This window comes from Blautia hansenii, from assembly GCF_013304445.1.
In the GTDB taxonomy this organism is placed as follows: Bacteria; Bacillota; Clostridia; order Lachnospirales; family Lachnospiraceae; genus Blautia.
In genome coordinates this window covers 16,123-42,388 of the sequence record NZ_JAAITA010000005.1, presented here as the reverse complement: position 1 = coordinate 42,388, position 26,266 = coordinate 16,123, and the positions used below count along the sequence as shown (strand labels likewise).

The 26,266-nt window shown below is 44.7% G+C and carries 20 protein-coding genes; 17 read left to right on the top strand and 3 right to left on the bottom strand.

Annotated features, from left to right (window positions below):
• Positions 1 to 11 precede the first annotated feature (11 nt).
• The gene (locus tag G5A70_RS05965) at positions 12 to 707 is read right to left on the bottom strand and encodes a YesL family protein (RefSeq protein ID WP_173748768.1); all 696 of its coding nucleotides are present in this window, start codon (positions 705 to 707) and stop codon (positions 12 to 14) included.
• A 4-nt stretch (positions 708 to 711) separates the two neighbouring features.
• Complete coding sequence (locus G5A70_RS05960) at positions 712 to 2,010, bottom strand: HlyC/CorC family transporter (RefSeq protein ID WP_173748767.1); 1,299 nt, start codon at positions 2,008 to 2,010, stop codon at positions 712 to 714.
• Between the two features lie 212 nt (positions 2,011 to 2,222).
• On the opposite strand from G5A70_RS05960, the gene G5A70_RS05955 reads away from it, so the two are divergent.
• The 13 genes from G5A70_RS05955 (at position 2,223) to aspS (ending at position 19,338) form a co-directional block, all read left to right on the top strand.
• Entirely contained in the window at positions 2,223 to 4,355 is a 2,133-nt protein-coding gene (locus tag G5A70_RS05955; protein WP_173748766.1) for an LPXTG cell wall anchor domain-containing protein, read from the top strand.
• 64 nt (positions 4,356 to 4,419) lie between these two features.
• Positions 4,420 to 4,794, top strand: a complete 375-nt coding sequence (locus G5A70_RS05950) for a TIGR04086 family membrane protein (protein ID WP_173748765.1) — start codon at positions 4,420 to 4,422, stop codon at positions 4,792 to 4,794.
• 112 nt (positions 4,795 to 4,906) lie between these two features.
• Complete coding sequence (gene scfA, locus G5A70_RS05945) at positions 4,907 to 5,047, top strand: six-cysteine ranthipeptide SCIFF (RefSeq protein ID WP_022461131.1); 141 nt, start codon at positions 4,907 to 4,909, stop codon at positions 5,045 to 5,047.
• Positions 5,048 to 5,169: 122 nt separating this feature from the next.
• The gene (scfB, locus tag G5A70_RS05940; protein ID WP_173748764.1) at positions 5,170 to 6,534 is read left to right on the top strand and encodes a thioether cross-link-forming SCIFF peptide maturase; all 1,365 of its coding nucleotides are present in this window, start codon (positions 5,170 to 5,172) and stop codon (positions 6,532 to 6,534) included.
• Between the two features lie 26 nt (positions 6,535 to 6,560).
• Entirely contained in the window at positions 6,561 to 8,798 is a 2,238-nt protein-coding gene (gene secD / locus G5A70_RS05935; RefSeq protein ID WP_173748763.1) for a protein translocase subunit SecD, read from the top strand.
• A gap of 76 nt (positions 8,799 to 8,874) precedes the next feature.
• Positions 8,875 to 10,590, top strand: a complete 1,716-nt coding sequence (gene recJ / locus G5A70_RS05930) for a single-stranded-DNA-specific exonuclease RecJ (RefSeq protein WP_173748762.1) — start codon at positions 8,875 to 8,877, stop codon at positions 10,588 to 10,590.
• Positions 10,591 to 10,685: 95 nt separating this feature from the next.
• Positions 10,686 to 11,225 carry an adenine phosphoribosyltransferase gene (locus G5A70_RS05925; RefSeq protein ID WP_173748761.1) on the top strand — a complete coding sequence of 180 codons (540 nt, stop codon included), beginning with the start codon at positions 10,686 to 10,688 and terminating at the stop codon, positions 11,223 to 11,225.
• 34 nt (positions 11,226 to 11,259) lie between these two features.
• Entirely contained in the window at positions 11,260 to 13,569 is a 2,310-nt protein-coding gene (locus G5A70_RS05920; RefSeq protein ID WP_173748760.1) for a RelA/SpoT family protein, read from the top strand.
• A 10-nt stretch (positions 13,570 to 13,579) separates the two neighbouring features.
• Positions 13,580 to 14,212 carry an MBL fold metallo-hydrolase gene (locus G5A70_RS05915; RefSeq protein ID WP_173748759.1) on the top strand — a complete coding sequence of 211 codons (633 nt, stop codon included), beginning with the start codon at positions 13,580 to 13,582 and terminating at the stop codon, positions 14,210 to 14,212.
• A gap of 27 nt (positions 14,213 to 14,239) precedes the next feature.
• Entirely contained in the window at positions 14,240 to 15,697 is a 1,458-nt protein-coding gene (gene hemZ, locus G5A70_RS05910; protein ID WP_173748758.1) for a coproporphyrinogen dehydrogenase HemZ, read from the top strand.
• Positions 15,685 to 16,224 carry an HD-GYP domain-containing protein gene (locus G5A70_RS05905; protein ID WP_173748757.1) on the top strand — a complete coding sequence of 180 codons (540 nt, stop codon included), beginning with the start codon at positions 15,685 to 15,687 and terminating at the stop codon, positions 16,222 to 16,224. Before hemZ ends, G5A70_RS05905 begins: the two co-directional genes overlap by 13 nt.
• Before the next feature lie 18 nt (positions 16,225 to 16,242).
• Positions 16,243 to 17,502 (top strand): histidine--tRNA ligase, encoded by a 1,260-nt coding sequence (gene hisS / locus G5A70_RS05900; RefSeq protein WP_173748756.1) that lies wholly within the window; start codon positions 16,243 to 16,245, stop codon positions 17,500 to 17,502.
• Between the two features lie 33 nt (positions 17,503 to 17,535).
• Positions 17,536 to 19,338 carry an aspartate--tRNA ligase gene (aspS, locus tag G5A70_RS05895; protein ID WP_173748755.1) on the top strand — a complete coding sequence of 601 codons (1,803 nt, stop codon included), beginning with the start codon at positions 17,536 to 17,538 and terminating at the stop codon, positions 19,336 to 19,338.
• A gap of 87 nt (positions 19,339 to 19,425) precedes the next feature.
• Here aspS and G5A70_RS05890 read toward each other — a convergent pair whose 3' ends face one another.
• Positions 19,426 to 20,529, bottom strand: a complete 1,104-nt coding sequence (locus G5A70_RS05890) for a hypothetical protein (RefSeq protein WP_173748754.1) — start codon at positions 20,527 to 20,529, stop codon at positions 19,426 to 19,428.
• A gap of 268 nt (positions 20,530 to 20,797) precedes the next feature.
• On the opposite strand from G5A70_RS05890, the gene G5A70_RS05885 reads away from it, so the two are divergent.
• The 4 genes from G5A70_RS05885 (at position 20,798) to G5A70_RS05870 (ending at position 26,266) form a co-directional block, all read left to right on the top strand.
• Complete coding sequence (locus G5A70_RS05885; protein WP_173748753.1) at positions 20,798 to 22,183, top strand: efflux RND transporter periplasmic adaptor subunit; 1,386 nt, start codon at positions 20,798 to 20,800, stop codon at positions 22,181 to 22,183.
• 16 nt (positions 22,184 to 22,199) lie between these two features.
• The gene (locus tag G5A70_RS05880; RefSeq protein ID WP_173748752.1) at positions 22,200 to 24,041 is read left to right on the top strand and encodes a biotin/lipoyl-binding protein; all 1,842 of its coding nucleotides are present in this window, start codon (positions 22,200 to 22,202) and stop codon (positions 24,039 to 24,041) included.
• 17 nt (positions 24,042 to 24,058) lie between these two features.
• On the top strand, positions 24,059 to 25,312 hold the full coding sequence (locus tag G5A70_RS05875; protein WP_173748751.1) for an ABC transporter permease: 1,254 nt from the start codon (positions 24,059 to 24,061) through the stop codon (positions 25,310 to 25,312).
• Positions 25,313 to 25,387: 75 nt separating this feature from the next.
• Positions 25,388 to 26,266, top strand: a complete 879-nt coding sequence (locus tag G5A70_RS05870; RefSeq protein WP_173748750.1) for a DegV family protein — start codon at positions 25,388 to 25,390, stop codon at positions 26,264 to 26,266.

Below are 26,266 nucleotides of genomic sequence, written 5' to 3'. Positions count from 1 at the left end.
ATCAAGATAATTTAATTTTCTTCAGAATCTGCAGGTTCTTCAGGCAGACTGAAAGCATCTGGATTGGATGTGTTCTCTTCTTCCTGCGGCTCATATTTTGCAAATATTTTGCGGAAAATAATGGAAGAAACATACGCAACTGCAGCAAATCCCAGAAGCATCCACAGCATACTGCCGTACACCAGAGTGGAAGGTGTAAGGAAGGTTACAAATACAAGGGCTGCCGGACAGACAACCAGAACCAGTGTCCAGGGCAGATTCAAAATAGAAATCAGCAGAGCATTTTTGAAAGTGTTTTTGATATTATTTTCAAATCTTGCCGTGTAGGGGAAAACATAAGTCAGCACCATCAGATATAAAACCAGAAGGGCCCCAATGAGAATACGGAAAATAGTACTCATGTTTTCAGGCAGAAAAGAAGCTGCACGGTAATCTACAAAAATAAACAGTCCCAAAACAGCCATAATCAGCCACAGAATGGTAGACTGTTTAAAGTTTTCCTTAAAAGCTTTGAGAAATCCTTTGAAAATATAGGATTCTTCTCCGCGTACCATTTTCAGTGTAATGGTGTAAAGGGCGGTGATAGAAGCGCCTGCTGTCACCACAGGAAGGCAGCAGATAATGCATAAAATATTTAAAATCATCAAGTCACATATACGGGACAAAAACCGCATAATCGGGCTGTCCATGTTAAAAAAACTGCTCATAATGTCAATCCTTTCTTAAATTGTTGTCAGATTCAGAAACCTGTTCTTTTTTGGGCGGAAGATAAATATGAACGGATTCAATTCTGTTTCGTTCCGCTTTGTCCACTACCAGTCGTATGCCGGATTCTGTAGTAAGAGATTCTCCCTGTTCGGGGAAACGGTCCAGTTGTTCAATTATGTAGCCGCCTATGGAATCGTAATCTTCGGATTCGATGTCCAGGTGCAGAGTTTCATTTAAATCATCCAGCCTTGCAGAGCCAAGAGCCACATATTCCTGATGAGGAATAATTTCTGTTAAATCCTCTTCCTCTTCTGTATCGTATTCATCGTGAATATCTCCTACGATTTCTTCAATGAGGTCCTCCAGCGTAACAATACCGGAGGTTGCACCATATTCGTCCAGAACTACGGCAAAGGATACGGAATTGGCCTTCATATCCATCAGAAGTTCGGATGTCTTCTTATATTCATAGGTGAAATAAGCTTCTCTTAAAAGTTTTCGTACAGAAAATCCCTTTTTTTCTGTAAGCAGAAGGTCTTTCATATTAATGATACCGATAATATTGTCCGTGGTGTCCTCAAAAACAGGAAAACGGGTATGTTTTTCTTCACGGAACAGCTGAATTAAATCTTCATAGCTGCTGTTAACATCCGCAAAAGTTACATCAATACGGGGAATCATAACGTCCTGGGCCTGAGAGTCACCAAAGTCGAATACATTGTAAATCATGCGTCGTTCTTCGCTTTCAATGACACCTTCTTCATGGCCTACATTTACCAGCGTACGAAGTTCGTGTTCCGTAATGGTGTTTCCTTTTACACTGTCATCTACACGCATCAGCGTCAATACACCGTGGGCCAGGCCGTTTATAATAAAAATCACGGGTGTGAGAATAATCATAAGCAGACGAATGATTCTGGCATAGGCAAGAGCCATTTTTTCTGCATGAAGGGTGGCGAGAGTTTTGGGCGTAATCTCTCCGAAAATCAAAACCAGAAGAGTAATAATACCGGTACTGATACTCACTGCCGCATTGCCGAACAGACGCATGGTAATGGTCGTGGCCAGAGAGGAGGCTGTGATGTTTACGATATTGTTTCCGATTAAGATTGAACTCAGGAGCTTGCCGGAATCTTCTATCACCTTGAGAAGTGTCTGGGCTTTTTTGTCACCCTGCTCAGCAAGAGACTGAATACGAATTTTGTTTACGGTTGTCATAGAAGTTTCTGCTGATGAAAAGAATGCCGAAAGGCAAATCAAAAGAATCAGAATCAGAAACTGTATGGCGTCACTGGAATCCAATAGTTTCAACTCCTTTTAAAATAAATTACAGCTTAACCAGCTATTAAAACTAATATACATGATTTTAAAATAGAATGCAAGAAAAGGGAGAAAAAAGTTACTTTTAGGGGGTGTCGGAAAAGGAAAAACTGTGCTATACTTATCAAAATAAGGAAAAAAACAGGAAATGCCTTCAGAATCATGAAAACAGAGAAGCAGAAGGGAACAGGTAAATGAACAGAAATAAAAAGAATTTACATAAAAAAGTAACAGCCAATGTACTGGGACTTACGTTGGCTTCTGTAGTAGCGGCAGGTGCGGTAACGGATGTGACAGTGCCGGTATTTGCTGCCCAGCAGACACAGGAAAAGGAAAAAACAGCAGCAGCTTCCGTATATGTAAACGGAGAGGCAGCGGCAGATGAGAAAGCAGACGGCAGTACAAAGAAAAATGCAGTTTCCTCGTTGGAAAAAGCTTTGAGCCTTGCGGGGGACAAAGGCACTGTTCTGGTGTGCGGTACCGTAACGGTCAATACAGAGCAAAAACTTATCATTCCGGCAGGTGTTTCCATCAAGCGCGCAGAGGGCTTTACCGGCCCACTGGTGAAAGTAACCGGAAAGGGCAGACTGACGGTTGTGGGAAATCAGCTCTCAGCTTCTGATGTAGATACTTCCGCAGCAGAAGCCGGCAAAAATGCCTTTGTGACGGGACAGGCAGAAGAGACAAAGAAGAAAGGTACTGTGGAGATACCATCTCAGGTAACGGTGGCTTCTTTGGAAGAATGGAAAAACTTTCAGTTTTCTGCAGCCGGATTTTCAGGAGAGGGAACCTTTGCATGGCAGGATAAAGCAGAACCTTCTGCTTATGAATCTTCCCTGCAGGTGGTTTTTACGCCAAAGGACACAGAGCAGTATGACTATACGCAGGTATCCGGGTGGGATAAAGATACAAAGACAGTGGTCAAAACCGTAAAAGTAACAATAGAGGAACTGAAGCCCCAGGAAAAACAGGAGGGGGCGGTTACCATACCGGCGCAGGTGAATCTGCAGAAAAAGGCAGAGTGGACAGCCTTTGATTTTGCAGCAGCCGGCTTTACGGGAACCGGAAGCTTTGCCTGGGAAAATCAGGCGGAACCGGAAGCTTATGAGACAGAGAGAAAAGTTGTATTTACCCCTTCCGATACAGAGGAAAAAGATTACAGCCAGGTATCCGGCTGGAATGAAGAGACAAAGACCGTTGTCAGAACCGTGAAGGTGGTAACCGAGGAACTGAAAAATCCGGAATCGGAAACCAAGCCTGAGGACAATACAGAGAAGCCGGGAGACAGTGCTGACAAAGAGGATACCGAAAATCCGGAGAGCGGTACCGATGAAGGAAACACCGAAAAACCGGAAGACAGCACAGATAAAGAAGATGAGGTTCAAAAGCCGGAAACTCCCCAGGACAACGGGGAAAAAGACGAAACAGACGAAACAGATAAGACAGACAGTGAGGATAAACAGGAAGGCAAAGAAGATTCTGACAAGGTTGTCATTACTCCTGTAGAAGAGGAAAAAGCACCGGAGAAAGAGGAAACAACCGAAGAAAACGTGGACTACAGCGCAGAACAGGGCAAGACAGGAGAAGTAGCCGATAAAGCACCGGAGGCAGTTCCGGTGGGAAGTCTGATAGATGAAGCCACAGGGGTACAGGTATCCGGAGATTTCCTTCCGTTTTATGTGGATTTGCAGGTTTCCTATAATGACGCAGTCAGTGAGCTGCCGGATGCGGGAATCGGAGAAATTCTTTCCGCATATGAATTAAAACTCTGGGATTTAAAGGAAAACGAAGAGTATAAACTTCCGGAAGGAGAAAAAGTAAAAGTGCTGATTCCGCTTCCGGAAAATGCAAATTGCTATTCAGAGTTGTCTATTGCCCATTATCTGGGGAATAATGAATACGAATATTTCGTATTTGACCGTGACGGAAAAGTGGGAAATATGTCTGTGGAGGAAGTGGATGGAAAAGAGTACCTTTCCTTTGAGACGGCCTCTTTCAGCCCCTTCAATGTAGGGGGACATCAGATTGTAGGTCCGGGAACCAGCAGCAATAATCACAAGCCTTCCACAGGTACTGCTGCAGGCTCTTCCGGAAGTACTGCAGGAGGGACAACGACAACCCAGACAACGCAGAATTCCGGAACAACGGGCACGGCTGCAAATACAAATACACAGTCTTCAGCTTCTACTGCAAAGAAGAGCAATACCAAGGTTATCCGTACGGTAAAAACAGGCGATGAAAATAACATTATGACATATCTCCTGGCAGGAGGAGCGGCAGTTGTACTGGCAGTGATAGCTATTATTCTGGGAAAAAAGAAAAAATAGAGTGTGACAAAGAGTCATGTTTTTCAAACCCTTCCATATATTTAACATATGGGAGGGTTTCTCTATGGAACAGACAATGTCAAAAAATGCAAAACCTCTGCTGATGATGAAGGCTCTTGTGCTGGCTTATGCTGTAACAGGGATACTGCTGCTTGTGCTGGCTTTTCTCCTGTATAAGCTGGGGCTTGGAGAGAGCCAGGTAAACCTGGGAATTATGGTGATATACATATTGTCCAGCCTGTTGGGCGGCTTTTATATGGGAAAAAAGGTGAAAATCCGAAGATTTTTATGGGGCATGGGTCTGGGCGTGGGATATGCCTGTCTTTTGACAGCTGTAACTTTTCTCACAGAGCACCAGATGCGGGGCGACATGAAAGAAATGGCGCTGCTGTTTTTTCTCTGCACCATTGGGGGAGCTCTGGGCGGTATGCTTTCCTGAAAGGCCTGAAAGAATCCGGGAAAGAAACACTTGCCTGGCGATACCAGCTATGCTATAATACTGCCAGATGTATATTATATCTTAAAATCTAATACATATGGAGGAATATGTGATGAAACATATCAAAACATTAAATACAAAAAGCTTACAGAACACCGTGAAAAAAGGTGGATGCGGAGAATGTCAGACATCTTGCCAGTCCGCATGCAAGACATCCTGTACAGTAGGAAACCAGAGCTGCGAACACAAATAATCAGAGGACTCAGGCAGCTTTTACATGCGAGGAGCGAATGAGGGCAGCGGTATAAAAGCCGCTGCTCATTTTTTGCAGGGACAAAATTTTAAGAGCAGAAGACAAGAGAAAGGGGAAACACGGTGATTCATCGTTATAAAAATAATGGCTACAATCTTGTACTGGACGTCAACAGCGGCTCCGTACACGTAGTAGATGAGTTGGTCTATGAGATAATCGGATTGTTAGACCAGGGAAAACAGGAAACAGAAATTTTAGAAGCCTTAAAAAGCACGTATAAGGAAGAAGACATCCGCACAGCCTGCGGCGAGATTCGGGAGCTGAAAGACGCAGGTATGCTTTTTACAGAGGATATTTACAGAAACGCCATTGAACATTTCAAGGAAAGAGAAACGGTGGTAAAGGCCCTGTGCCTGCACATTGCCCATGACTGCAATCTGGCCTGCAGATACTGCTTTGCGGAAGAAGGGGAATACCACGGACGCAGAGCTATGATGTCCTATGAAGTAGGAAAACAGGCTCTGGATTTCCTGATTGCCAATTCCGGGAACAGAAAGAACCTGGAAGTTGATTTCTTTGGCGGAGAGCCGCTGATGAATTGGGATGTGGTAAAGCGGCTGGTAGAATACGGAAGAGAACAGGAAGAACTTCACAATAAAAAATTCCGTTTTACACTGACAACCAACGGCGTCCTTTTAAATGACGAAATTATGGAATTTGCCAATAAAGAAATGGCCAATGTGGTTTTGAGTATTGACGGAAGAAAAGAGGTTCACGATTTCATGCGTCCGTTCCGCAAAGGGGCAGGCAGCTATGATTTAGTGGTGCCGAAATTTCAGGAATTTGCCAAGAGCAGAGGGGAAAAGAGTTATTACGCAAGAGGAACCTTTACCCGTCATAACCTGGATTTTTCAGAAGACGTGCTGCACCTGGCAGATTTGGGATTTGACCAGATTTCTGTGGAACCGGTGGTGGCAGACGAGAAAGAAGCATATGCTCTGCAGTGGGAAGATGTACCGAAAATCTGTGAAGAGTATGACAAGCTGGCAAAAGAAATGATAAAACGGAAGAAAGAAGGCAAAGGATTTAATTTCTTCCACTTTATGATAGATTTAACAGGCGGTCCCTGTGTGTACAAGCGTTTATCCGGCTGTGGTTCCGGTACGGAATACCTGGCTGTCACTCCGTGGGGGGATCTTTATCCCTGCCATCAGTTCGTAGGAGAAGAAAAATTCCTTATGGGCAATGTGTGGGATGGTGTAAAGCGCACGGATATCTGCAGTGAGTTTAAAGAATGCAATGTATACGCAAAGGAAAAATGCCAGAACTGTTTTGCAAAATTCTACTGCAGCGGCGGCTGTGCGGCAAACTCCTACAATTTCCACGGTTCCATCAATGACGTCTATGAACTGGGCTGTGAATTACAGAGAAAACGAGTGGAATGCGCCATTATGCTGAAAGCGGCAGAGGCAGAAGAAGCAGAATAAAATCTAAGAAAAAGAAGGGAAAAACAATGAAGAAAAGCAGAGGAGTACTGGTATTGGTGCTGACTGTTATCGTTACGGCGCTTCTGATTTTTACCACTGCAGTGGGCTTTGGTCCTACGGGTACAGGTGCCGCAAAGAATATTAAGACAGGTCTGGATTTGTCCGGCGGTGTCAGCATTACTTATCAGGCGTCAAAAGAATCACCTACGGAAGACGAAATGTCAGATACTATTTATAAACTCCAGAAGCGTGTGGAGCAGTACAGTACAGAGGCGCAGGTTTACAAAGAAGGGGATAACCGCATTATCGTGGAAATTCCCGGTGTAACAGATGCCAATAAGATTCTGGAAGAACTTGGAAAACCAGGTTCCCTGTATTTTATTGCCCACAAGGATTCTGAGGGCAACGAAAACTATAGTTATGACGCTGCAACGGGAGAATATAAGCTGAACAAAACCATCGAAGAGATTGAGGCAGACGGCGGTATTGTTCTGACCGGTACAGATGTAAAGGACGCTAAAGCAGCTGTATCTCAGGATGACCTGAGCAATAAGGTGAATGTGGTCAGTCTTTCTTTTACAAAAGAGGGAACAAAGAAATTTGCCGAAGCTACGAAAAGTGCATATGAAGCGGGAAAAGACAGTATTGGTATTTATTATGACGGAAGTTTTGTCAGCGTTCCCAATGTACAGTCTGAAATCAAAGACGGAAATGCACAGATTGATGGTATGGCCAGTGCAGAGGAAGCAGAAAATCTGGCTTCTACCATTCGTATCGGCGGTCTGAAACTGGAACTGACGGAACTGCGTTCCAGTGTGGTTGCAGCACAGTTGGGGGAAGAAGCTATTTCCACCAGTTTGCTTGCGGCAGCCATTGGTCTTGCTTTGATTATTCTCTTTATGATTGTTGTGTATCGGATTCCGGGTCTGGTGTCCGGTATTGCCCTGATTATTTATGTGTGTCTGGATTTGATTGCCTTAAATGCCTTTGACCTGACACTGACGCTGCAGGGCATTGCGGGTATTATTCTTTCTATTGGTATGGCTGTGGATGCAAACGTTATCATCTATGCCCGTATCCAGGAAGAAATTGCAGCGGGGAAAAGTGTGAGAACCGCGCTGCAGAACGGTTTCAAAAAGGCATTTTCCGCTATTTTTGACGGAAACATTACTACATTAATCGCTGCGTTTGTCTTAAACTGGATGGGCTCCGGCTCTGTCAAGGGATTTGCACAGACATTGGCTCTTGGTATTGTACTGTCCATGTTTACTGCACTGGTGATTTCCAGGTATGTGATGTACGCGGCTTATGCAGTAGGAATCAAAGATGAGAAATTCTACGGAAAGAGAAAAGAGAGAACGCCTATCCGCTTCCTGCAGAAAAAGAAAGTCTTTTTTGCAATCTCAATCCTCATGATTGTAAGCGGTCCCATTGCCATGATGGCCTTTAAGGGAAGCACAGGAGAAGCGCTGAAATACAGTCTGGAGTTTAAGGGCGGTACCTCTACAAACGTAACCTTTAATGAGAATATGTCTATTGCGGACATCGATTCCCAGGTAACGCCTCTGGTAGAAGAAATAACGGGAGACAAAAATGTACAGGCTACAAAAGTCGTGGACAGCAATCAGGTCATTATCAAAACAACGACTTTGAACGTAGAACAGAGAGAACGTCTGGAAAATGCGTTGGTAGATGAATTTGGCGTAGACGCCAAAAAGATTACATCAGAGAGTATTTCTTCTACGGTCAGCAGCGAAATGCGTACAGACGCGGCAAAAGCGGTAATTATGGCAACGGTGCTGATGCTGCTGTATATCTGGTTCCGTTTCAAGGATATCCGTTTTGCCAGCAGTGCGGTTCTTGCCCTGATACATGACGTATTGGTTGTGTTTGCATTTTATGCCATTGCCAGAGTATCCGTGGGCAATACTTTTATTGCATGTATGCTGACTATTGTGGGTTACTCTATCAATGCAACGATTGTTATCTTTGACCGTATCCGGGAAAATCTGGCTGCAGGAAGAAAGAAAGAAGATTTGGAAACTCTGGTAAACGCCAGCATTACACAGACGCTTACCAGAAGTATTTACACTTCACTGACCACGTTTATTATGGTATTCCTGCTGTTTATTGTGGGAGTTTCTTCTATCCGCGAATTTGCTCTGCCTCTGATGGTAGGCATTGTATGCGGCGGTTACTCTTCCGTATGTATTACAGGAGCCCTGTGGTATGTGATGAAGACAAAAATAAAGAAACAGAAATAGAATTTCAGACGGGAGGCTGCTGCAGGAAATGCGGCAGTCTCTTTCCTGTTTAGAAAATACAGAAGCGGAGGAATTTATGGAAAAATGGGTAGTGTCTGCCAAGAAGGCGGACTTTCAGCAGATTGCAAATAAATTTGGGATAGACCCGGTGGTGGCCAGACTTATCCGGAACAGAGAACAGATTACCGATGAGGAAATCGATACGTATCTGCACGGGAAAATAACGGAGCTTCATTCCTGGAAGCTGTTGAAAGGAATGGAGTCTCTTCTGGACATCCTGACAGAAAAAATCAAAGAGCAGAAAAAAATCAGGATTATCGGAGATTATGATATTGATGGTGTTTGCTCTACTTATATTCTTCTAAAGGGGCTGAAGCGGGCCGGGGCAGCAGTGGATGTGGATATACCGGACCGGATGAAAGACGGCTACGGTATCAGCCGGGAACTGATTGATTTGGCAAAGGAAGCCGGAACAGATACGATTATTACCTGCGACAACGGTATCAGCGCCATAGAGCAGATTGCCTATGCAAAAGAGCTGGGCATGACGGTGCTGGTGACGGACCATCATGAGGTACCTTATGAAGAACAGGAAGACGGAAGTATCCGTACGTTTCTGCCGGATGCAGATGCCATTGTCAATCCCAAACAGGAGGACTGCGGTTATCCTTTTAAGGGAATCTGCGGAGGCATGGTAGCTTTTAAAGTCATTTGCGGCCTTTATGAAAAACTGGGAATTCCTTTTAAAGAAGCGGAAGAACTGATTCCTTTTGCAGCCATTGCCACGGTAGGGGATGTGATGGATTTGGTGGATGAAAACAGGATTTTGGTGAAGGATGGACTCAGAAGACTGCAGAATCCGGAAAATGAAGGTTTAAAAGCTCTGATACGGGTCAATAATCTGGAAAACAGAGAAATCACGGCATATCACATCGGATTTGTTCTGGGTCCCTGCATGAATGCCAGCGGCCGGCTGAGCACAGCAAAAAGGGCATTGCAGCTTCTGCTTTCTCAGGATGTCAAAGAAGCCTCTGTACTGGCGGAAGATTTGAAGAATCTCAACGACAGCCGGAAGGATATGACGGCAAAAGGGGTTGAACAGGCAGTGGAACTGGTGGAAACTACGGATTTGCTTTATGACCGGGTGCTGGTTATCTATCTGCCGGATTGTCATGAAAGCCTGGCCGGGATTATTGCCGGGAGAATCCGGGAGAGATACACACGGCCGGTATTTGTACTAACACGGGCGGAAGAGGGGGTGAAAGGCTCCGGGCGTTCCATTGAAGCGTATCACATGTTTCAGGAAATGGTAAAGTGTAAAGAACTGCTGACAAAATTCGGAGGACACCCTATGGCTGCAGGCCTTTCCCTGCCGGAAGAGAATGTGGAAGCCTTTCGCAGAAAATTAAATGAAAACTGTGTGCTGACCCAGGAGGATATGATAGAAAAAATTGTCATTGACGTGCCTATGCCCATGTCTTATGTGACGATTCCTCTGATTCGTCAGCTTTCCCAGCTGGAGCCTTTTGGAAAAGGCAATACAAAGCCGGTGTTCGCACAGAAGAAGCTGCGTTTTGCAGATTGCAGAGTATTCGGGAAAAACAGAAATGTGGTAAAGATGCAGGGGAAAGACGAATTTGGATTTACAGCAGAGTGTATCTGGTTTGGCGATGGGGATGACTTTCTGGAAAAACTCCGGGAAAAAGAGTGCTGGGATGTGATTTATTATCCGTCTGTGAATGTATTTCGGGGACGGGAAAGTATAGAAATGGTGATTCAGAATATTCGGTAAAAATAAAATTTGATTCTGCCAGAAAAAGATGATATACTAAACCACATAAAAATCTGATATATGACAGGATTCGATATAAAGGGCAGGGAGAGAACATGGAAAATTGTAAAGAAAAGAAAATAGAAGAGTATGTAAGAAGTATTCCGGATTTTCCGGAGGAAGGTGTGATATTCCGGGATGTTACCAGTATTTTGCAGGACGCAGACGGTTTTGCTCTGGCTGTGGATTCCATGCAGAAGCTGCTGGAGGGCAGCAAAGTGGATGTCATTGTGGGAACGGAGTCCAGAGGATTTATTTTTGGAGCACCCATTGCGTATAATTTACATAAGCCTCTGGTGCTGGTTCGGAAGAAAGGAAAACTGCCCTGTGAAACGATTGAGCAGAGTTATGAACTGGAATACGGCAGCGCCGTGGTGGAGATGCATAAGGATTCCATCAAACCGGGACAGAAGGTAGCCATTGTAGATGATTTGATTGCCACAGGCGGGACCATTGAAGCAGCAGCGCATATGGTAGAAGAACTGGGCGGCGAAGTTGTGAAAATTGTCTTCCTTATGGAACTGGCAGGATTAAAGGGAAGAGAACGTCTGAGCAAATATAATGTTGCATCAGTTATTCGTTATGAAGGAAAATAAAATCAGGTGATGAACGAGAGGTGATGGTTGCGTGATGGAAGAGAAAAGAGAGTCCACCCTGGGAGAAGAGGAAGTAGAAAAAATCAGACAGGCAGACGCCAATGTAAAGACAATGGAGGATTTTACCAGTCCGGAGGTTCTGTATAAAGAACTGATTTCCAGTGTCAGGAAATACCATCCGTCTACGGACATTTCCATGATAGAAAAAGCCTTTAACATTGCCAATAATGCCCATACAGGACAGGTGCGTAAATCCGGAGAACCTTATATCATTCATCCGCTCTGTGTGGGAATTATCCTGGCAGATTTGGAACTGGATAAAGAAACCATTGTGGCGGGCCTTCTCCACGATGTAGTAGAAGATACGGTTATGACTTCTGAGCAGATACGAGAAGAATTCAGTGCAGAGGTGGAACTTCTGGTGGATGGCGTTACAAAACTGGGACAGTTGAATTATTCAGCAGATAAGGTGGAAGTACAGGCGGAAAATCTGCGTAAGATGTTTTTAGCCATGGCAAAGGATATCCGCGTTATCCTGATTAAGCTGGCAGACCGTCTGCACAATATGCGGACGTTGAAATATATGCCGCCTCATAAGCAGAAGGAAAAAGCCAGAGAGACCATGGATATCTATGCACCCATTGCTCAGCGGCTGGGTATTTCCAAGGTGAAAATCGAACTGGATGATTTGTCTTTAAAATACCTGCACCCGGAAGTCTATTATGAACTGGTGGAAAAAATCAATCTGAAGAAGAGCGAACGGCAGGCTTTTATTGACCAGATTGTGGGCGATGTACGCAGCCATATTGACCACGCGGGTATTCATGCGCAGATAGATGGCAGAATCAAACATTTTTTCAGTATTTATAAGAAGATGGTGAATCAGGATAAAACCCTGGACCAGATATACGATTTGTTTGCGGTCCGCATTATTGTGGACACGGTGAGGGACTGTTATGCAGCGCTGGGGCTTATCCATGAAATGTATAAGCCTATTCCCGGCCGGTTTAAAGACTATATTGCCATGCCGAAGCCCAATATGTACCAGTCTTTGCATACCACACTTATCGGTCCTACGGGACAGCCTTTTGAGATTCAAATTCGGACCTTTGAAATGCACCGGACTGCAGAATACGGTATCGCGGCCCACTGGAAATATAAAGAGGTTTCCAATAACGGAAAAGTCAGTGTTACACAGTCGGAAGAAGAAAAAATGAGCTGGCTTCGGCAGATTCTGGAATGGCAGAGAGATATGTCTGACAATAAGGAGTTTTTAAGTCTGCTAAAGAGTGATTTGGACTTATTTTCCGAAAGTGTGTATTGCTTCACCCCTGCAGGGGATGTAAAGACTCTGCCAAACGGCTCTACGCCTATTGACTTTGCCTATAGTGTACACAGCGCAGTGGGCAATAAGATGGTAGGGGCGAGAGTGAACGGCAAACTGGTACCCATTGAATATGTGATTAAGAACGGAGACCGGGTGGAAGTTATCACTTCCCAGAATTCCAAAGGCCCCAGCCGGGACTGGCTGAAAGTAGTAAAAAGCACCCAGGCCAAGAATAAGATTAACCAGTGGTTCAAGCAGGAATTAAAAGAAGATAATATCCTGAAGGGCAAGGAAATGCTGATACAGTACGCAAAAGTAAAAGCAGTTGCTCTGGGGGAAATTCAAAAACCCAAATACCAGGAAGCGGTTATGAAGAAATACGGTTTCAGAGACTGGGATTCTGTGCTGGCAGCATTAGGTCATGGAGGCTTAAAGGAAGGTCAGATTATCAACAAGCTGCTGGAAGTCTATAATAAGGATCATAAGGCAGAGCTGACAGACGAAAAGGTGCTGGAGGCTACGGCAGAGCATAAAGAGAAGCTGCATATCGGAAAGGCCAAAGGCGGTATTGTGGTAAAAGGTATTCACGATGTGGCTGTGCGGTTTTCCAAATGCTGCAACCCCATTCCGGGAGATGAAATTGTGGGATATGTAACCAGAGGCCGTGGGGTAACCATTCACCGAACCGATTGTATCAATGTGATGAATATGTCTGCAGAGGATAGGAACCGTCTGATTGATGCGGAATGGCAGGTGCCGGAACAAGAGACGGAAGAGCGTTACATGGCAGATTTAAATGTGTTTGCCTATAACCGCACCGGATTGATTGTGGATATTTCCAAGATTTTTACAGAGCGGAAAATTGATATTTCGGCGCTGAATACCAGAACCAGCAAACAGGGAGTGGCAACGATTAATATTTGTTTTGAAGTCAAAAGCAAGGAAGAGCTGAACAGTCTGATTGAGAAAATCAGGCAGATAGACAGCGTTAAGGATATTGAGCGTACTGCCGGTTAAGGAGTTTTGTATGAAGAATCTGATATTGAGAGGAATCGTGGTTGGACCGGTACAGACCAACTGTTATTTTCTGAAACATAAAGAAACAGGGGAACTTGTTATTGCAGACCCGGGAGCCGAAGCGGAGAGAATTATTTATGCGCTGGAAAAACTGCAGGGAAAGCCAGCGGCCATATTGCTTACCCATGGTCATTATGACCATATCTGTGCAGCCAATGAACTGAGAGAGCATTACGGAATTCCGGTTTATGCAGCGAAGGCAGAGGAAGGGCTGTTGGCAGATACATACAGCAATCTGTCTGCAGACTGGTCAGGCGTGCCGTATACGGTAAAGGCGGATGTGTACCTGGAGGACAGCGCTGTTTTTGAGGCAGGCGGCTTTTCTGTAAAAATGCTGCTGACTCCGGGACATACACCGGGTTCCTGCTGTTACTGGATAGAAGACGAGGGTGTCTGTCTTAGCGGTGATACTGTTTTTTGCGGAAGCTGCGGCAGAACCGATTTGCCGGGAGGCAGTATGAGCAGCATGCGGCAGAGTTTAAACCGTCTGCTTCATCTTCTTCCGGGCAGCACAGAAATTTATCCGGGACACGGAGAAGCTACAGATGCAGAATTTGAGAGAAAGAATAATCCTTATCTGTAGAAAATAGAGAGAAAGAGACCAACGTATATGATTGGAATTGCGTTTAATCAAAGAGAATTTGAATATGATGCCTATACCCTGGTGAAGGCCTTTTATCCCCAGGAAGACATAGAGATGTATTGTACCGCGGAGGAGGAAACCAGGGCATATGACAGGCTGATTTCCATAGAATATGGAGAAAAGGTGAAAATCCGTCTGAAGTTTGCCGGAAAAGAGCAGGAAGATTTTTTGCCTTACGATGAAACAGAAGACAGAAAAACAAGAAAAAATAAATTAAAACAGGTGCTCTATAAGCTGTTGGTGCAGGAAACGGGACAGGCGCTTCCCTGGGGAAATCTGACAGGAATCCGTCCCACGAAGATTGCTATGGGGCTGATAGAGTCCGGTATGAGCAATGCACAGACCGCAGAATATATGAGAAATACCTATTTTACCAGCAACGAAAAGACAGCGCTGGCCATTGCCATTGCCAATCGGGAACGTGATATTTTGAAGGATATTGACTATGAAAAGGGCTACAGTCTGTATGTGGGGATTCCTTTCTGCCCCAGTATCTGCCTGTACTGTTCTTTCAGTTCCTCTCCATTAGAGCGATGGCGGGAAAAAGTAGACAGTTATCTGGATGCTCTTTTGAAAGAGTTGGACTTTATTGCCGAAGCCATGAAGGACAGAGTGCTGGATACCATTTATATCGGAGGAGGAACGCCAACAACCTTAGAGCCTTATCAGCTGACCAGGCTGCTCGGACATATTCAGGCAAAATTTCCGGTACATCAGGTAAAAGAATACACCATTGAAGCCGGGCGTCCGGACAGCATTACCAGAGAGAAACTGGAGGCCATCCGGAAGTTTCCCATCACCAGAATTTCCGTAAATCCCCAGACCATGAACCAGGTGACTTTGGATATTATCGGAAGAAAGCATACGGTGGAGGATACGCGACACGCCTTCGCTTTGGCGAGGGAATGTGGATTTGATAACATCAATATGGATTTAATTGTCGGTCTTCCGGGAGAACAGAAGGAAGACGTACGGCATACACTGGAAGAAGTGAAAAAGCTGAATCCGGACAGTCTTACCGTCCATTCACTGGCAGTAAAACGAGCGGCACGGCTGAAGCTGTTTCAGGAGCAGTACCGGGAAATGGGACTGGAGAACAATCAGGAAATCATGGATATGACTATGGAATACGCCAGATCCTGTGAGATGTCTCCCTATTATCTGTACCGTCAGAAAAATATGTGCGGAAATCTGGAAAATACCGGCTATGCAAAAGTTGACAAAGCCGGAATTTACAATATACTTATAATGGAGGAGAAACAATCGATTCTGGCGGCCGGTGCCGGTGCGTCTACCAAATATGTATTCCAGCACGGAGCGCGTATTGAACGGACGGAAAATGTAAAAGATGTGGCAGGCTACATCAGCCGCATCGATGAAATGATAGAACGGAAAAGAGTCGGAATCGAGACATGGCTGAAATGAGTGAAAAGATTATCCGCTATGACCTGGAGACAGAAATCAATCATGGGATACAGGTCAGCAATCTGGCTTATAAGACGGGAAGGCAGATGAGCCTTGCAGAAGATGTGTGCTATGAACTGGCTGTGGCAGGCATGCTTCATGACATCGGAAAGCTGCGGCTTTCCCGGTATGTGTCCGGAGATAAAAATCCCCTGGTAATTGAAGAAATCAAATATGTCCGCAGACATACCCAGCTGGGATATGAAGCACTGAAAAACAAAGGATATTCTTCCTTTGTTCTGGAAGCAGTTTATTACCACCATGAGAATTTTGACGGCAGCGGTTATCCGGAAAATCTGCGGGGAGAGGAAATCCCTTTGGGAAGCCGGATTCTGCGGGTATGCGACACTTATGCAGCCCTTACGGAGAAACGCCCTTACCGGGACGCCTTTGACAGCCAGACGGCTGTCAGGATGATGATAGATGAAGTGAAAAATTTTGATATGCAGATATTTCTTGCATTTCAGAGAGTCGTCCATGAATCATAAAAGAGAGGAGAAAAAGAGATGCAGTTAAAGAAAAAACCAGTAACAGGAATGAAAGATATTTTACCTCAGGAAATGGAAATCCGCGATTATGTTATCGGACTGATTAAGGAAACTTACAAACAGTTTGGTTTTACCTCCATGGAAGCACCCTGCGTAGAACACATTGAGAATCTGACCAGTAAGCAGGGCGGGGACAATGAAAAACTGATTTTCCGTATTCTGAAAAGAGGAGAAAAGCTGAAAATCAGTGAGGCCAAGGAAGAAAATGATTTGGTGGACAGTGGTCTGCGCTATGACCTTACCGTTCCACTGTGCCGTTTCTATTCCAACAATGCCAATGAACTGCCGCAGCCATTCAAGGCTCTGCACATCGGAAATGTATTCCGTGCAGACCGTCCTCAGAGAGGCCGTTTCCGTCAGTTTATGCAGTGTGATATTGATATTCTGGGCGAGCCGACTTTCCTGGCTGAAATTGATGTTATTCTGGCAACTTCCACTTTGGTAGGAAAGCTGGATTTCGACAGCTTTACCATTCGTATCAACGACAGAAGAATTTTAAAGGCCATGGCAGCTTACAGCGGTTTTCCGGAGGAATCCTTTACCCAGGTATTTATCATTCTGGATAAAATGGATAAAATCGGCATGGACGGCGTGGCAGCAGAGCTGGTGGAATCCGGTTTTGACCAGGCAGGCGTAGAAAAATATATGGATTTGTTCAAGGCTATGGGTGCCGGCGTTGACGGTGTGGCTTACTGCAAGGAAAAGCTGGAAGGATTTTTAGATCCGAAGGTGGCAGAGGATTTGACCACGATTATCGAGAGTGTCATGCAGGCTAAGACAGCCAACTTTAATCTGGAATTCGACCCCACGCTGGTACGCGGTATGTCCTATTATACCGGACCGATTTTTGAAATTTCCATTGACGGTTTTGCAGGCAGCGTAGGCGGCGGCGGCCGTTACGATGAGATGATTGGCAAGTTCACAGGAACACCAACACCGGCAACGGGATTTTCCATTGGATTTGAGCGTATTGTTATGCTGCTGATGGAGAAAGGCTTTAAAGTTCCGGGAACAAAAGAGAAGAAGGTTTACCTTCTGGACAAAAAGCTGTCCTCTGACAAGATTCTGGCAGTGATGAAAAAAGCCGGAGAAGAGCGTGCTGCCGGACAGAGCGTGAATATTGTCTATGCAAAGAAGAATAAGAAATTCCAGAAAGAGCAGCTGGAAAAAGAAGGATATTCTATTATAGAAGAAGTATACAACGATTCCGAATTATAAGAATCGGAAACAGCAGAAGGAGTAGATACTATCATGGCAGAATCAATGAATGGGCTGAAAAGAAGCCATAGATGTGCAGAAGTGACGAAAGCGGATATCGGAAGCACCGTAACCTTAATGGGCTGGGTGCAGAAAAGCCGGAATAAAGGCGGAATTGTGTTTGTAGATTTAAGAGACCGTTCCGGTATCATGCAGATTATTTTTGAAAACGAAGATATTGACGAGCAGGGCTTTGAAAAGGCAGGACGCTTGAAAAGTGAGTTTGTGATTGCGGTAAAAGGCCATGTAGAGGCACGTTCCGGTGCGGTAAATACCAATCTGGCTACCGGAGAAATTGAAGTGCGGGCTACGGAACTTCGTGTTTTATCTGAAGCGGAGACACCACCGTTTCCTATTGAAGAAAACAGCAAAACCAGAGATGAAGTGCGCTTAAAATACCGTTATCTGGATTTGAGAAGACCTGATTTGCAGAGAAATATGATGCTGCGCTCTCAGGTGTCTACCCTGGTTCGTCAGTTCCTGGCAAAAGAAGGGTTTCTGGAAATTGAGACACCGACTCTGATTAAGAGTACGCCGGAGGGAGCCAGAGATTATCTGGTGCCGAGCCGTGTGCACCCGGGAAGTTTTTATGCGCTTCCGCAGTCTCCCCAGATTTTTAAACAGCTTTTGATGTGCTCCGGTTATGACCGTTATTTCCAGCTGGCCAGATGTTATCGTGACGAAGATTTGCGTGCGGACCGCCAGCCGGAATTTACCCAGATTGATATGGAACTGTCTTTTGTAGATGTGGAAGATGTTCTGGACGTAAACGAAAGAATGTTGGCGTTCCTGTTTAAAGAGGTTCTGGATATAGAAGTACAGCTGCCTATTCAGAGAATGACCTGGCAGGAAGCCATGAACCGCTTTGGTTCTGACAAGCCGGATTTGCGGTTTGGCATGGAACTGACCGATGTTTCCGAAGTGGTAAAAGACTGTGAATTTGCAGTGTTTAAAGGCGCTTTGGAAAATGGCGGCAGTGTGCGTGGTATCAATGCCAAGGGACAGGGAGCTATGCCTCGTAAGAAAATTGATAAGCTGGTAGAATTTGCCAAAGGCTACGGCGCCAAAGGTCTGGCTTATATTGCCATTGGAGAAGACGGCACAGTGAAATCTTCTTTTGCCAAATTCATGAAGGAAGAGGAAATGGCAGCCTTGATTTCTGCTATGCAGGGAGAAAATGGCGACCTTCTGCTCTTTGCCGCAGATAAGACAAAGCTGGTATGGGATGTCTTAGGCGCACTGCGTCTGGAACTGGCAAAACAGATGAACCTTCTGGATAAAAACGAATATCGTTTCGTATGGATTACGGAATTCCCACTTTTAGAGTGGTCAGAGGACGACCAGAGATTTACTGCTATGCACCATCCGTTTACTATGCCTATGGAAGAGGATTTGCAGTATATTGATACAGACCCTGGCAGAGTTCGTGCAAAAGCCTATGACATTGTCTTAAACGGCAATGAAATCGGCGGCGGTTCTGTGCGAATCCATCAGGACGACATTCAGGAAAAAATGTTTGAAGCTCTGGGCTTTACAAAGAAAGAAGCGCAGAAGCAGTTCGGTTTCCTGTTAGATGCCTTTAAGTATGGCGTTCCGCCTCACGCAGGACTGGCTTACGGTCTGGACCGTCTGGTTATGCTTATGGCAAAGGTAGATTCCATTCGTGACGTCATTGCCTTCCCGAAGGTGAAAGACGCTTCCTGCCTCATGTCAGAGGCGCCGGATATTGTAGACGAAAAGCAGTTGGAAGAACTGGGCATTGCCATTCGTGTACAGGAAGAAGAAGCAGCAGAATAAAAGAACAGAAAAAGAGAGTCCCTCTGGATGTGGCCATGATGGCTGCGCCTGGCGGGACTCTCTTCGTATGTTTTTCATTTTGGGCAATTAGTTTTTGCTTTCCGAAACCGTATTCAGTGCGTTCTGCACATCTCCAAAAACAGCCTGAGAAACCTCAGGAGTCATTTGAATTTTCCAGTTTACTCCATCATTTACCAAAGGAATTTCTACATCGTGAGAAACTATGGCCTTATTTTGTTCCATACAGGAAAGCAGAAGTTCGTATTCTTTCTGTCTTCTTCCCTCAGAACCGCCTGCAAGAGCTGCAGAAGTTTTCAGCCACTTGGAAAGTTCTTCCTGATAAGTCTGCAGAATCTGTTCAAAGTCCACACTGGTAATGGCAGTCTGTACAACCGCAGAAGTACCGTCAATGGTTTCTTTTTTGATTTTAAAGTCAAAAGACTGATGAATTTGTTCCGTGACAGCCTGTATCAAGGTGTTCTTCTCAGAATCTTCTGTGTCTGTCAGAGTGTCAAGAGACAGATAATGTTTTAATTGTTCCGAATCAAACTCCTTCATTGTATGGAAATGTGTTTCTACAATTTCAGAAGGAGAGAGGAGATTGGAACTGGTGACATAGGAAAAGAAATTTCCCGTCAGAGTTTCATCTAACTTGGCGGTATGGATAACCTTCCAGGTGTCTCCTTTTTTTTTCAGAGAAATGTCTGCGGAAACAGACTGGGTTTTATAATCTTTGGATTCCAATAATTCTCTTAAAAGCGTGTAGGAATCTGCAGCAGAAGTTTGTACTTCACTGGGGCTGGCCTCTTGTTCGATATTCTTTTCCAGAGAAAGCCGGGCAAAATCTTTGGCCAGTTTTTGGCTGTTCATAATCTTTAATTTTGTATGAACAACGGCTTTATTTTCTGTAATGGAAATTTTCCCGATTTTATAAGAGAAGTCTTTATAAAAGAGCTGGAAAATATACGCAATGTCTTCCGAAAGGCCGTCCTCATTCTGGAAGACCAAAGCCATATCTTCTGTCTGCATATACTGCCGGGCCATCTCCGAATCAGAGTCCTTCAACTGGTTCAATTCTGTTTCCAAGGCTTTTCTCACATTTTTTTCCTCTTTGGAATCACAGCCGGAAAGGAAGAATAGAATCAGGCAGCAGCAGACGCATAAAAAAAGCGTTGTTTTTCTGGGGGTCATATCAGTTCTCCATGTTTTCTTTTTCTTTTGTAGTATAACCTGAAATAGGATGTTTCAAGTGTATTTCATTAGTTTATCAAAATTGTGTATAACTTGCAACACAATGCAGGAACAGAAATCCATAGAATCGTAAGAAAAATGTAAAATAATGCATAAATTTTAAGAAAAAAACCGGGGACATCCCGGCTATTTTTTGATATACTAGGGGTATAAACGGACAAAATTAACGATATGCAATAAAAAATCTGAAAAAGAAAAGAGGTAGCATATGAAGAAAAAACAGAAAATCATAGCAGGTGTCTGTGCAGCAGTATGCATCGGAGGGCTGGCAGCAGGAATTTTTTTCAGCCACAATAAGAAAGAAAAAGACGGGAAAGAACTGGCTTATGTCATGAGCGTTTCCTCTATGAATGAAATGGCGGGAATCCAGCGGATGTCCGGCGTGGTAGAATCCCAGAAAACCCAGGATATTCAAAAAGATTCGGAAAGAGAAGTAAAAGAAGTCCTGGTAAAGGCAGGAGATGAGGTGGATGTAGGAACCGCATTGTTTACATATGATACAGAAAAACTGGAAGCTGATTTGCAGCAGGCCCAGTTGGATTTGGAAAGAGCAGATAATGATATGGCAAATCTGAAAGCCCAGATTGCCCAACTGCAAAAAGATAAAGAAAATGCGTCAGAGGATGAACAGCTTTCTTATACGACCCAGATACAATCCGGGGAAATGGACTTGAAAAAAAGCGAATATGAGAGAAAAGCAAAAGAGGTAGAAATCAACCGCCTCCAGAGCCAGATACAGAATTCTACCGTGAAAAGTGATATGAAAGGCGTTGTAAAATCTGTAAACAATGAAAATAGTTCCAACAGCAACATGTACAGCGATTCCAGCCAGGCTTTTATGACAATTCTGGCTACGGGACAATACCGTATCAAAGGAAAGGTCAATGAGCAGAATGTTTCTCAGGTTGTAGAGGGACAGCCGGCCATTATCCGTTCCCGTGTGGATGAAAATATGACCTGGAGAGGGACATACACAGCGGTGGATACGAAAAATCCCAATAACAGCAGCAATAACATGATGTATGGAATGTCTTCAGAGGAAGCCTCCCAGAATACCTCAACCTCCTATCCCTTCTATGTAGAACTGGAATCTTCGGAAGGACTGCTTTTGGGACAGCATGTGTATATTGAGCAGGACAACGGACTGGAAGAAAGGGAAAAAGGCATTTGGCTGGATGAAGCTTTTATTGCGGATATAGATAAGAAGCCTTATGTATGGGCAGAGACCGGGAAAGGCACACTGGAGAAAAGAACCGTGGTGCTTGGAACCTATGATGAGAATATGATGCAGTATAAGATTGAAAAAGGTCTGAAAAGTTCAGATTATGTGGCTTATCCCCAGGAATTTTTAAAAGAAGGTATGAAAACCACCCATGAGATAGAAAACAGCACCATGGGCGGCGATACGGGCGGAGAAGTTCTGCCGGAGGGAGAATCCGTTCCGGAGGGAGAAGTATTGCCGGAAGGCGAAATGGTTCCGGAAGGCGAAACAGTACCGGAGGGTGAAGAACAGCCGGCAGAAACTTCAGAGGAAGGAAACGATGTAGCATTAGGTGGCTTACAAAAGGAATCAAATTTCCTTCCGGGAATCTGAAAGAAAGGGGAAAGCTATGGATAAAAAGAAAATAAAAATAGCGGTCATCAGTACGGCAGGTATTTTGTTAGCCGGGACAGGTATCTGGTTTGGAGTGACAAAGCTGCAGAAAGCAACGGTCAGTGTGTATTCTATGAATGAGCTTTCTCAGTCTGTATTCGGAGATATGCCCAGTCTGGAAGGCTCTGTTTCCTCCAACGTATCCCAGCAGGTGCATCTTGCAGACAAACAGATTGTATCCCAGGTCTTTGTGAAAGAAGGGCAGGAAGTAAAAGAAGGCGACCCTCTTTTATCTTATGATATGACGCTGGTAAATCTGGACTTGGAAATGGAAAAGTTAAATAAACAGCAGTTGGAAATTAAGAAAAAGGGTCTGGAGCAGGAACTGCAGAAGTTAAAAGAAGATAAAAGCCAGATGGCATCCACAAAGAAAAGTTATGAATTGCAGCCTCTGAACCAGACTTCAGAGCAGCCTTCCAACCAGGAAAATTCGGAAGGGGAAGATACCGGGGCAGGAAATGGAACAGATAACGGCACGGCCACACCCCCGGGAGAGAATCCGCCTGGGGAGCAGGGAGAAGAGGGAAGCGGAGAAACCGTCACACCTCCAAATGGGGAAGAGACTCCGGATAACGGAGCGAACCAGGAAACGCCGGATACAGAAAAACCTTCCGGTGCTTACCAGCGGCTTTATCGTGATGTGACACTTCCCAGCACCGAATTTCCCGATGACGATGCCATTATAGAAAATGCCATTCCCTATAAAAGAATGGGAGAAAACAGCGCTTATGACGTTTATCTGTGTAAACAGAATGTGCTGATTCAGGGAGCTTTTCTCAATCAGCTTGCAGGCTTTGATGAATCCGGAGAACGGGTGAGAGACCCGTATTCCTGTATTTTAGAAGTGCGCAGTGAGGATTGTACAGATGGTGTGCTGCTGGCTTCTATGACACTGGATGGAAGCGTTTTGGAAAACAGTGTAGAGCCGTCTGCCTGGTTTGCTACCAGCCTTGGGAAGAATCAGTGGGAAGAATTGCTTCCGCAGGAGCCCCAGGATGATACCTGGGAAGAACTGCCTGATGGTATGGGAAATATGATGCCGGAAGAAGACATTATCGGCGGTTATTCCAAAGAAGAACTGGAAAAAGCCATTGGAGAAAAAGAAAGAGAAATTTCCACAGCAGCGCTGGATATTAAAGAAGCCCAACTGAAAATTCAGAAGGTGGAACAGCAGCTTCAGGAAGAAACCGTGAAAAGTACGGTAAACGGTGTGGTAAAAACAGTAGGAGACCCTGCAAAGGGGGAAATTGACGGAGAACCCTTTATGGTAGTAGAAAGCAGCGGCGGCGTTTACATACAGGGTGTGGTGGCCGAAAATGTACTGGATAAGGTAAAAGCGGGGCAGATACTGACCGGAATGGGATATGAATCCATGATGGGATTTGAGGCAGAAGTGAAAGAAGTTTCTCCTTATCCCCAGGATAATTATTCTATGGGCGGCGACAGGGAAATGTCTTATTATCCATTTACAGCGTTTATCAAGGACAGCACAGGGTTAAAGGATAACGAAATGGTAAGCCTGGATGTTCCTCAGGAAGACAACAGTATTCAGGGGATTTTTATCAGTAAACAGTTTATCCGAAACAAAGACGGAAAAGACTTTGTATACAAAGAAGGGAAAAACGGAAAACTGGAAAAGCAGACAGTGAAAACCGGCCAGATTTTCTATGGAGAATTGGTGGAAATCAAAGAAGGCATTACCGAAGAAGACTATCTGGCATTTCCCTATGGGAAAAAGGTAAAAGACGGGGCAAAAGTAAAGAGAAGTGAAATTTCAGAGCTTTATAATATGTATTAAGAAAGGAAAGCAGATACATGATTGAAAATATAAGATTGTCGTTCCAGGGAATCTGGGCACATAAAATGCGTTCCTTTTTGACCATGCTGGGTATTATTATCGGCATTGCCTCTTTGATATCCATTGTGTCTACCATCAAAGGAACCAATGAGCAGATTAAGAAAAATCTTATCGGTGAAGGGGATAATGTGGTTGATATTTATCTGAGTGATAACGGAAGTGAATATCAGATTGAATATCAGGGAATCCCGGAAGGCGTGCCTGTGATTTCGCAGGAACAAAAGGAAAAAATTCTGGATTTAAAAGAAGTGGAAAATGCAACGCTTTATCAGTCAAGGCAGTATGCCAGCGGGATTTATTATAAGGATAAAAGCATCAATGGCGGAAATGTACTGGGCATTGACAAAGACTATCTGGATACCTGTGGGTATCAGGTGATTCGCGGACGGGGATTTTCAGATAAGGATTATGAAAAATACAGCAAAGTGATTCTCATGGATGAAACCGCAGCAGGCAGTCTCTTTGAAAAGGGAGAAGAAGTAGGGAAAACCGTGGAAATTCAGGGAGAACCCTTTACGGTAACAGGCATTATTAAGAAAGTGGAAGAATTTGAGCCTGTGATTAACAGTATAGAAGAATATAATACCTATTACAGCAGCAGCGGCGGCGTGGTTCTTATGCCGTCTGCAGCCTGGCCGGTGGTATATCAGTATGATGAGCCGCAGATAGTTTCCGTTAAAGCGCCTTCTCCGGAAGAGATGAGCGCAGCCGGAAAGAAAACAGCTAAAATTTTAAATGAATCGATTACCTCGTCCACAGGTACCATAAAGTACGAAGCAAAGGATATGATGGAAAAGGCCAAAGGCCTGCAGCAGATTAGCGAGAGCACCAATCGTCAGCTTTTGTGGATTGCCAGCATTTCCCTTCTGGTAGGAGGAATCGGCGTTATGAATATTATGTTGGTGTCTGTGACGGAGCGGACGGGTGAAATCGGTTTGAAAAAGGCTATTGGAGCCAATAAATGCAGAATTTTGGGGCAGTTTCTTACAGAAGCTTCGGTGCTGACCAGTATCGGTGGAATTTTAGGCGTGTTTGCGGGAATTATTCTGGCGGCAGGAATTGCTAAAATGTCCGGAACTCCCATGGTTATCAGTATTCCGGCAGCCGTAGGTGCCGTGGTGTTCTCCACGGTTATCGGAATCGTATTCGGACTGCTTCCCTCCATTAAAGCGGCGAATTTAAGTCCTATTGAAGCCCTGCGGAGAATGTAAAAAAGGATTGTATTTAAACAGGCTCTATGGTATCATTAGAACTAGCGACTTAAAATAGAAAAGGAGCTCAAAACCATGGAGAAAACAAGAGTCAAAATTGTAACGGACAGCAACAGCGGCATTACCCAGAAACAGGCAGAGGAACTGGGAATTACCGTGCTTGCCATGCCATTTTATATTGATGAACAATTATATTTTGAAGATATCACACTTACCCAGGAGGAATTTTACAGACATCTGGAGAAGGATGCGGCTATTTCTACCTCTCAGCCTTCTCCTGCAGATGTTATGGAAACATGGGAAAAACTGCTGAAAGACTGTGAAGAAATCGTGCATATTCCCATGTCCAGCGGGCTGAGCAATTCCTGTCAGACCGCTTTTGTTCTGGCAAAGGAATTTAACGGAAAAGTGCAGGTGGTGGATAATCAGCGCATTTCTGTAACCCAGAGACAGTCGGTTATGGACGCCATGGCTCTGGCAAAGGCCGGAAAATGTGCGGCAGAGATTAAGGAAGTTCTGGAAAGGGAAGCGGGAGAATCCAGTATTTATATTACCCTGGAAACGTTGAAATATTTGAAAAAAGGCGGCAGAATCACACCTGCGGCGGCAGCCCTTGGTACCGTGCTGAATTTAAAGCCGGTTCTGCAGATTCAGGGGGACAAGCTGGATGCGTTTTCAAAAGCCAGAGGAAAGAAGCAGGCGAAGCGTACCATGCTGCAGGCTATGAAGGCAGACCTGGAAGGCAGATTCCGCCAATATACGGAAAAAGGGCTGATGTGTCTGGAAGCGGCTTATGCGGGAAATCCCGAGGAAGCGCTGGAGTGGAAGGAAGAGCTGGAAAAGCAGTTCCCCGGTATGCCTGTGCATATGGACCCTCTGTCTTTAAGCGTAGCCTGCCATATTGGACAGGGCGCTCTTGCGGTAGCAGTTTCAAAAAAAGTGGAAGTGGAGTAA

Excerpts from the sequence above, each read along its gene's own strand:
- secD (WP_173748763.1), top strand. The coding sequence starts at position 6,561 with ATGAAGAAAAGCAGAGGAGTACTGGTATTGGTGCTGACTGTTATCGTT.
- G5A70_RS05870 (WP_173748750.1), top strand. The coding sequence starts at position 25,388 with ATGGAGAAAACAAGAGTCAAAATTGTAACGGACAGCAACAGCGGCATT.
- G5A70_RS05950 (WP_173748765.1), top strand. The coding sequence starts at position 4,420 with ATGGAACAGACAATGTCAAAAAATGCAAAACCTCTGCTGATGATGAAG.
- G5A70_RS05955 (WP_173748766.1), top strand. The coding sequence starts at position 2,223 with ATGAACAGAAATAAAAAGAATTTACATAAAAAAGTAACAGCCAATGTA.
- recJ (WP_173748762.1), top strand. The coding sequence starts at position 8,875 with ATGGAAAAATGGGTAGTGTCTGCCAAGAAGGCGGACTTTCAGCAGATT.
- G5A70_RS05925 (WP_173748761.1), top strand. The coding sequence starts at position 10,686 with ATGGAAAATTGTAAAGAAAAGAAAATAGAAGAGTATGTAAGAAGTATT.
- G5A70_RS05905 (WP_173748757.1), top strand. The coding sequence starts at position 15,685 with ATGGCTGAAATGAGTGAAAAGATTATCCGCTATGACCTGGAGACAGAA.
- hisS (WP_173748756.1), top strand. The coding sequence starts at position 16,243 with ATGCAGTTAAAGAAAAAACCAGTAACAGGAATGAAAGATATTTTACCT.
- G5A70_RS05920 (WP_173748760.1), top strand. The coding sequence starts at position 11,260 with ATGGAAGAGAAAAGAGAGTCCACCCTGGGAGAAGAGGAAGTAGAAAAA.
- G5A70_RS05915 (WP_173748759.1), top strand. The coding sequence starts at position 13,580 with ATGAAGAATCTGATATTGAGAGGAATCGTGGTTGGACCGGTACAGACC.
- hemZ (WP_173748758.1), top strand. The coding sequence starts at position 14,240 with ATGATTGGAATTGCGTTTAATCAAAGAGAATTTGAATATGATGCCTAT.
- G5A70_RS05875 (WP_173748751.1), top strand. The coding sequence starts at position 24,059 with ATGATTGAAAATATAAGATTGTCGTTCCAGGGAATCTGGGCACATAAA.
- G5A70_RS05880 (WP_173748752.1), top strand. The coding sequence starts at position 22,200 with ATGGATAAAAAGAAAATAAAAATAGCGGTCATCAGTACGGCAGGTATT.
- G5A70_RS05885 (WP_173748753.1), top strand. The coding sequence starts at position 20,798 with ATGAAGAAAAAACAGAAAATCATAGCAGGTGTCTGTGCAGCAGTATGC.
- aspS (WP_173748755.1), top strand. The coding sequence starts at position 17,536 with ATGGCAGAATCAATGAATGGGCTGAAAAGAAGCCATAGATGTGCAGAA.
- G5A70_RS05890 (WP_173748754.1), bottom strand. The coding sequence starts at position 20,529 with ATGACCCCCAGAAAAACAACGCTTTTTTTATGCGTCTGCTGCTGCCTG.
- G5A70_RS05965 (WP_173748768.1), bottom strand. The coding sequence starts at position 707 with ATGAGCAGTTTTTTTAACATGGACAGCCCGATTATGCGGTTTTTGTCC.
- scfA (WP_022461131.1), top strand. The coding sequence starts at position 4,907 with ATGAAACATATCAAAACATTAAATACAAAAAGCTTACAGAACACCGTG.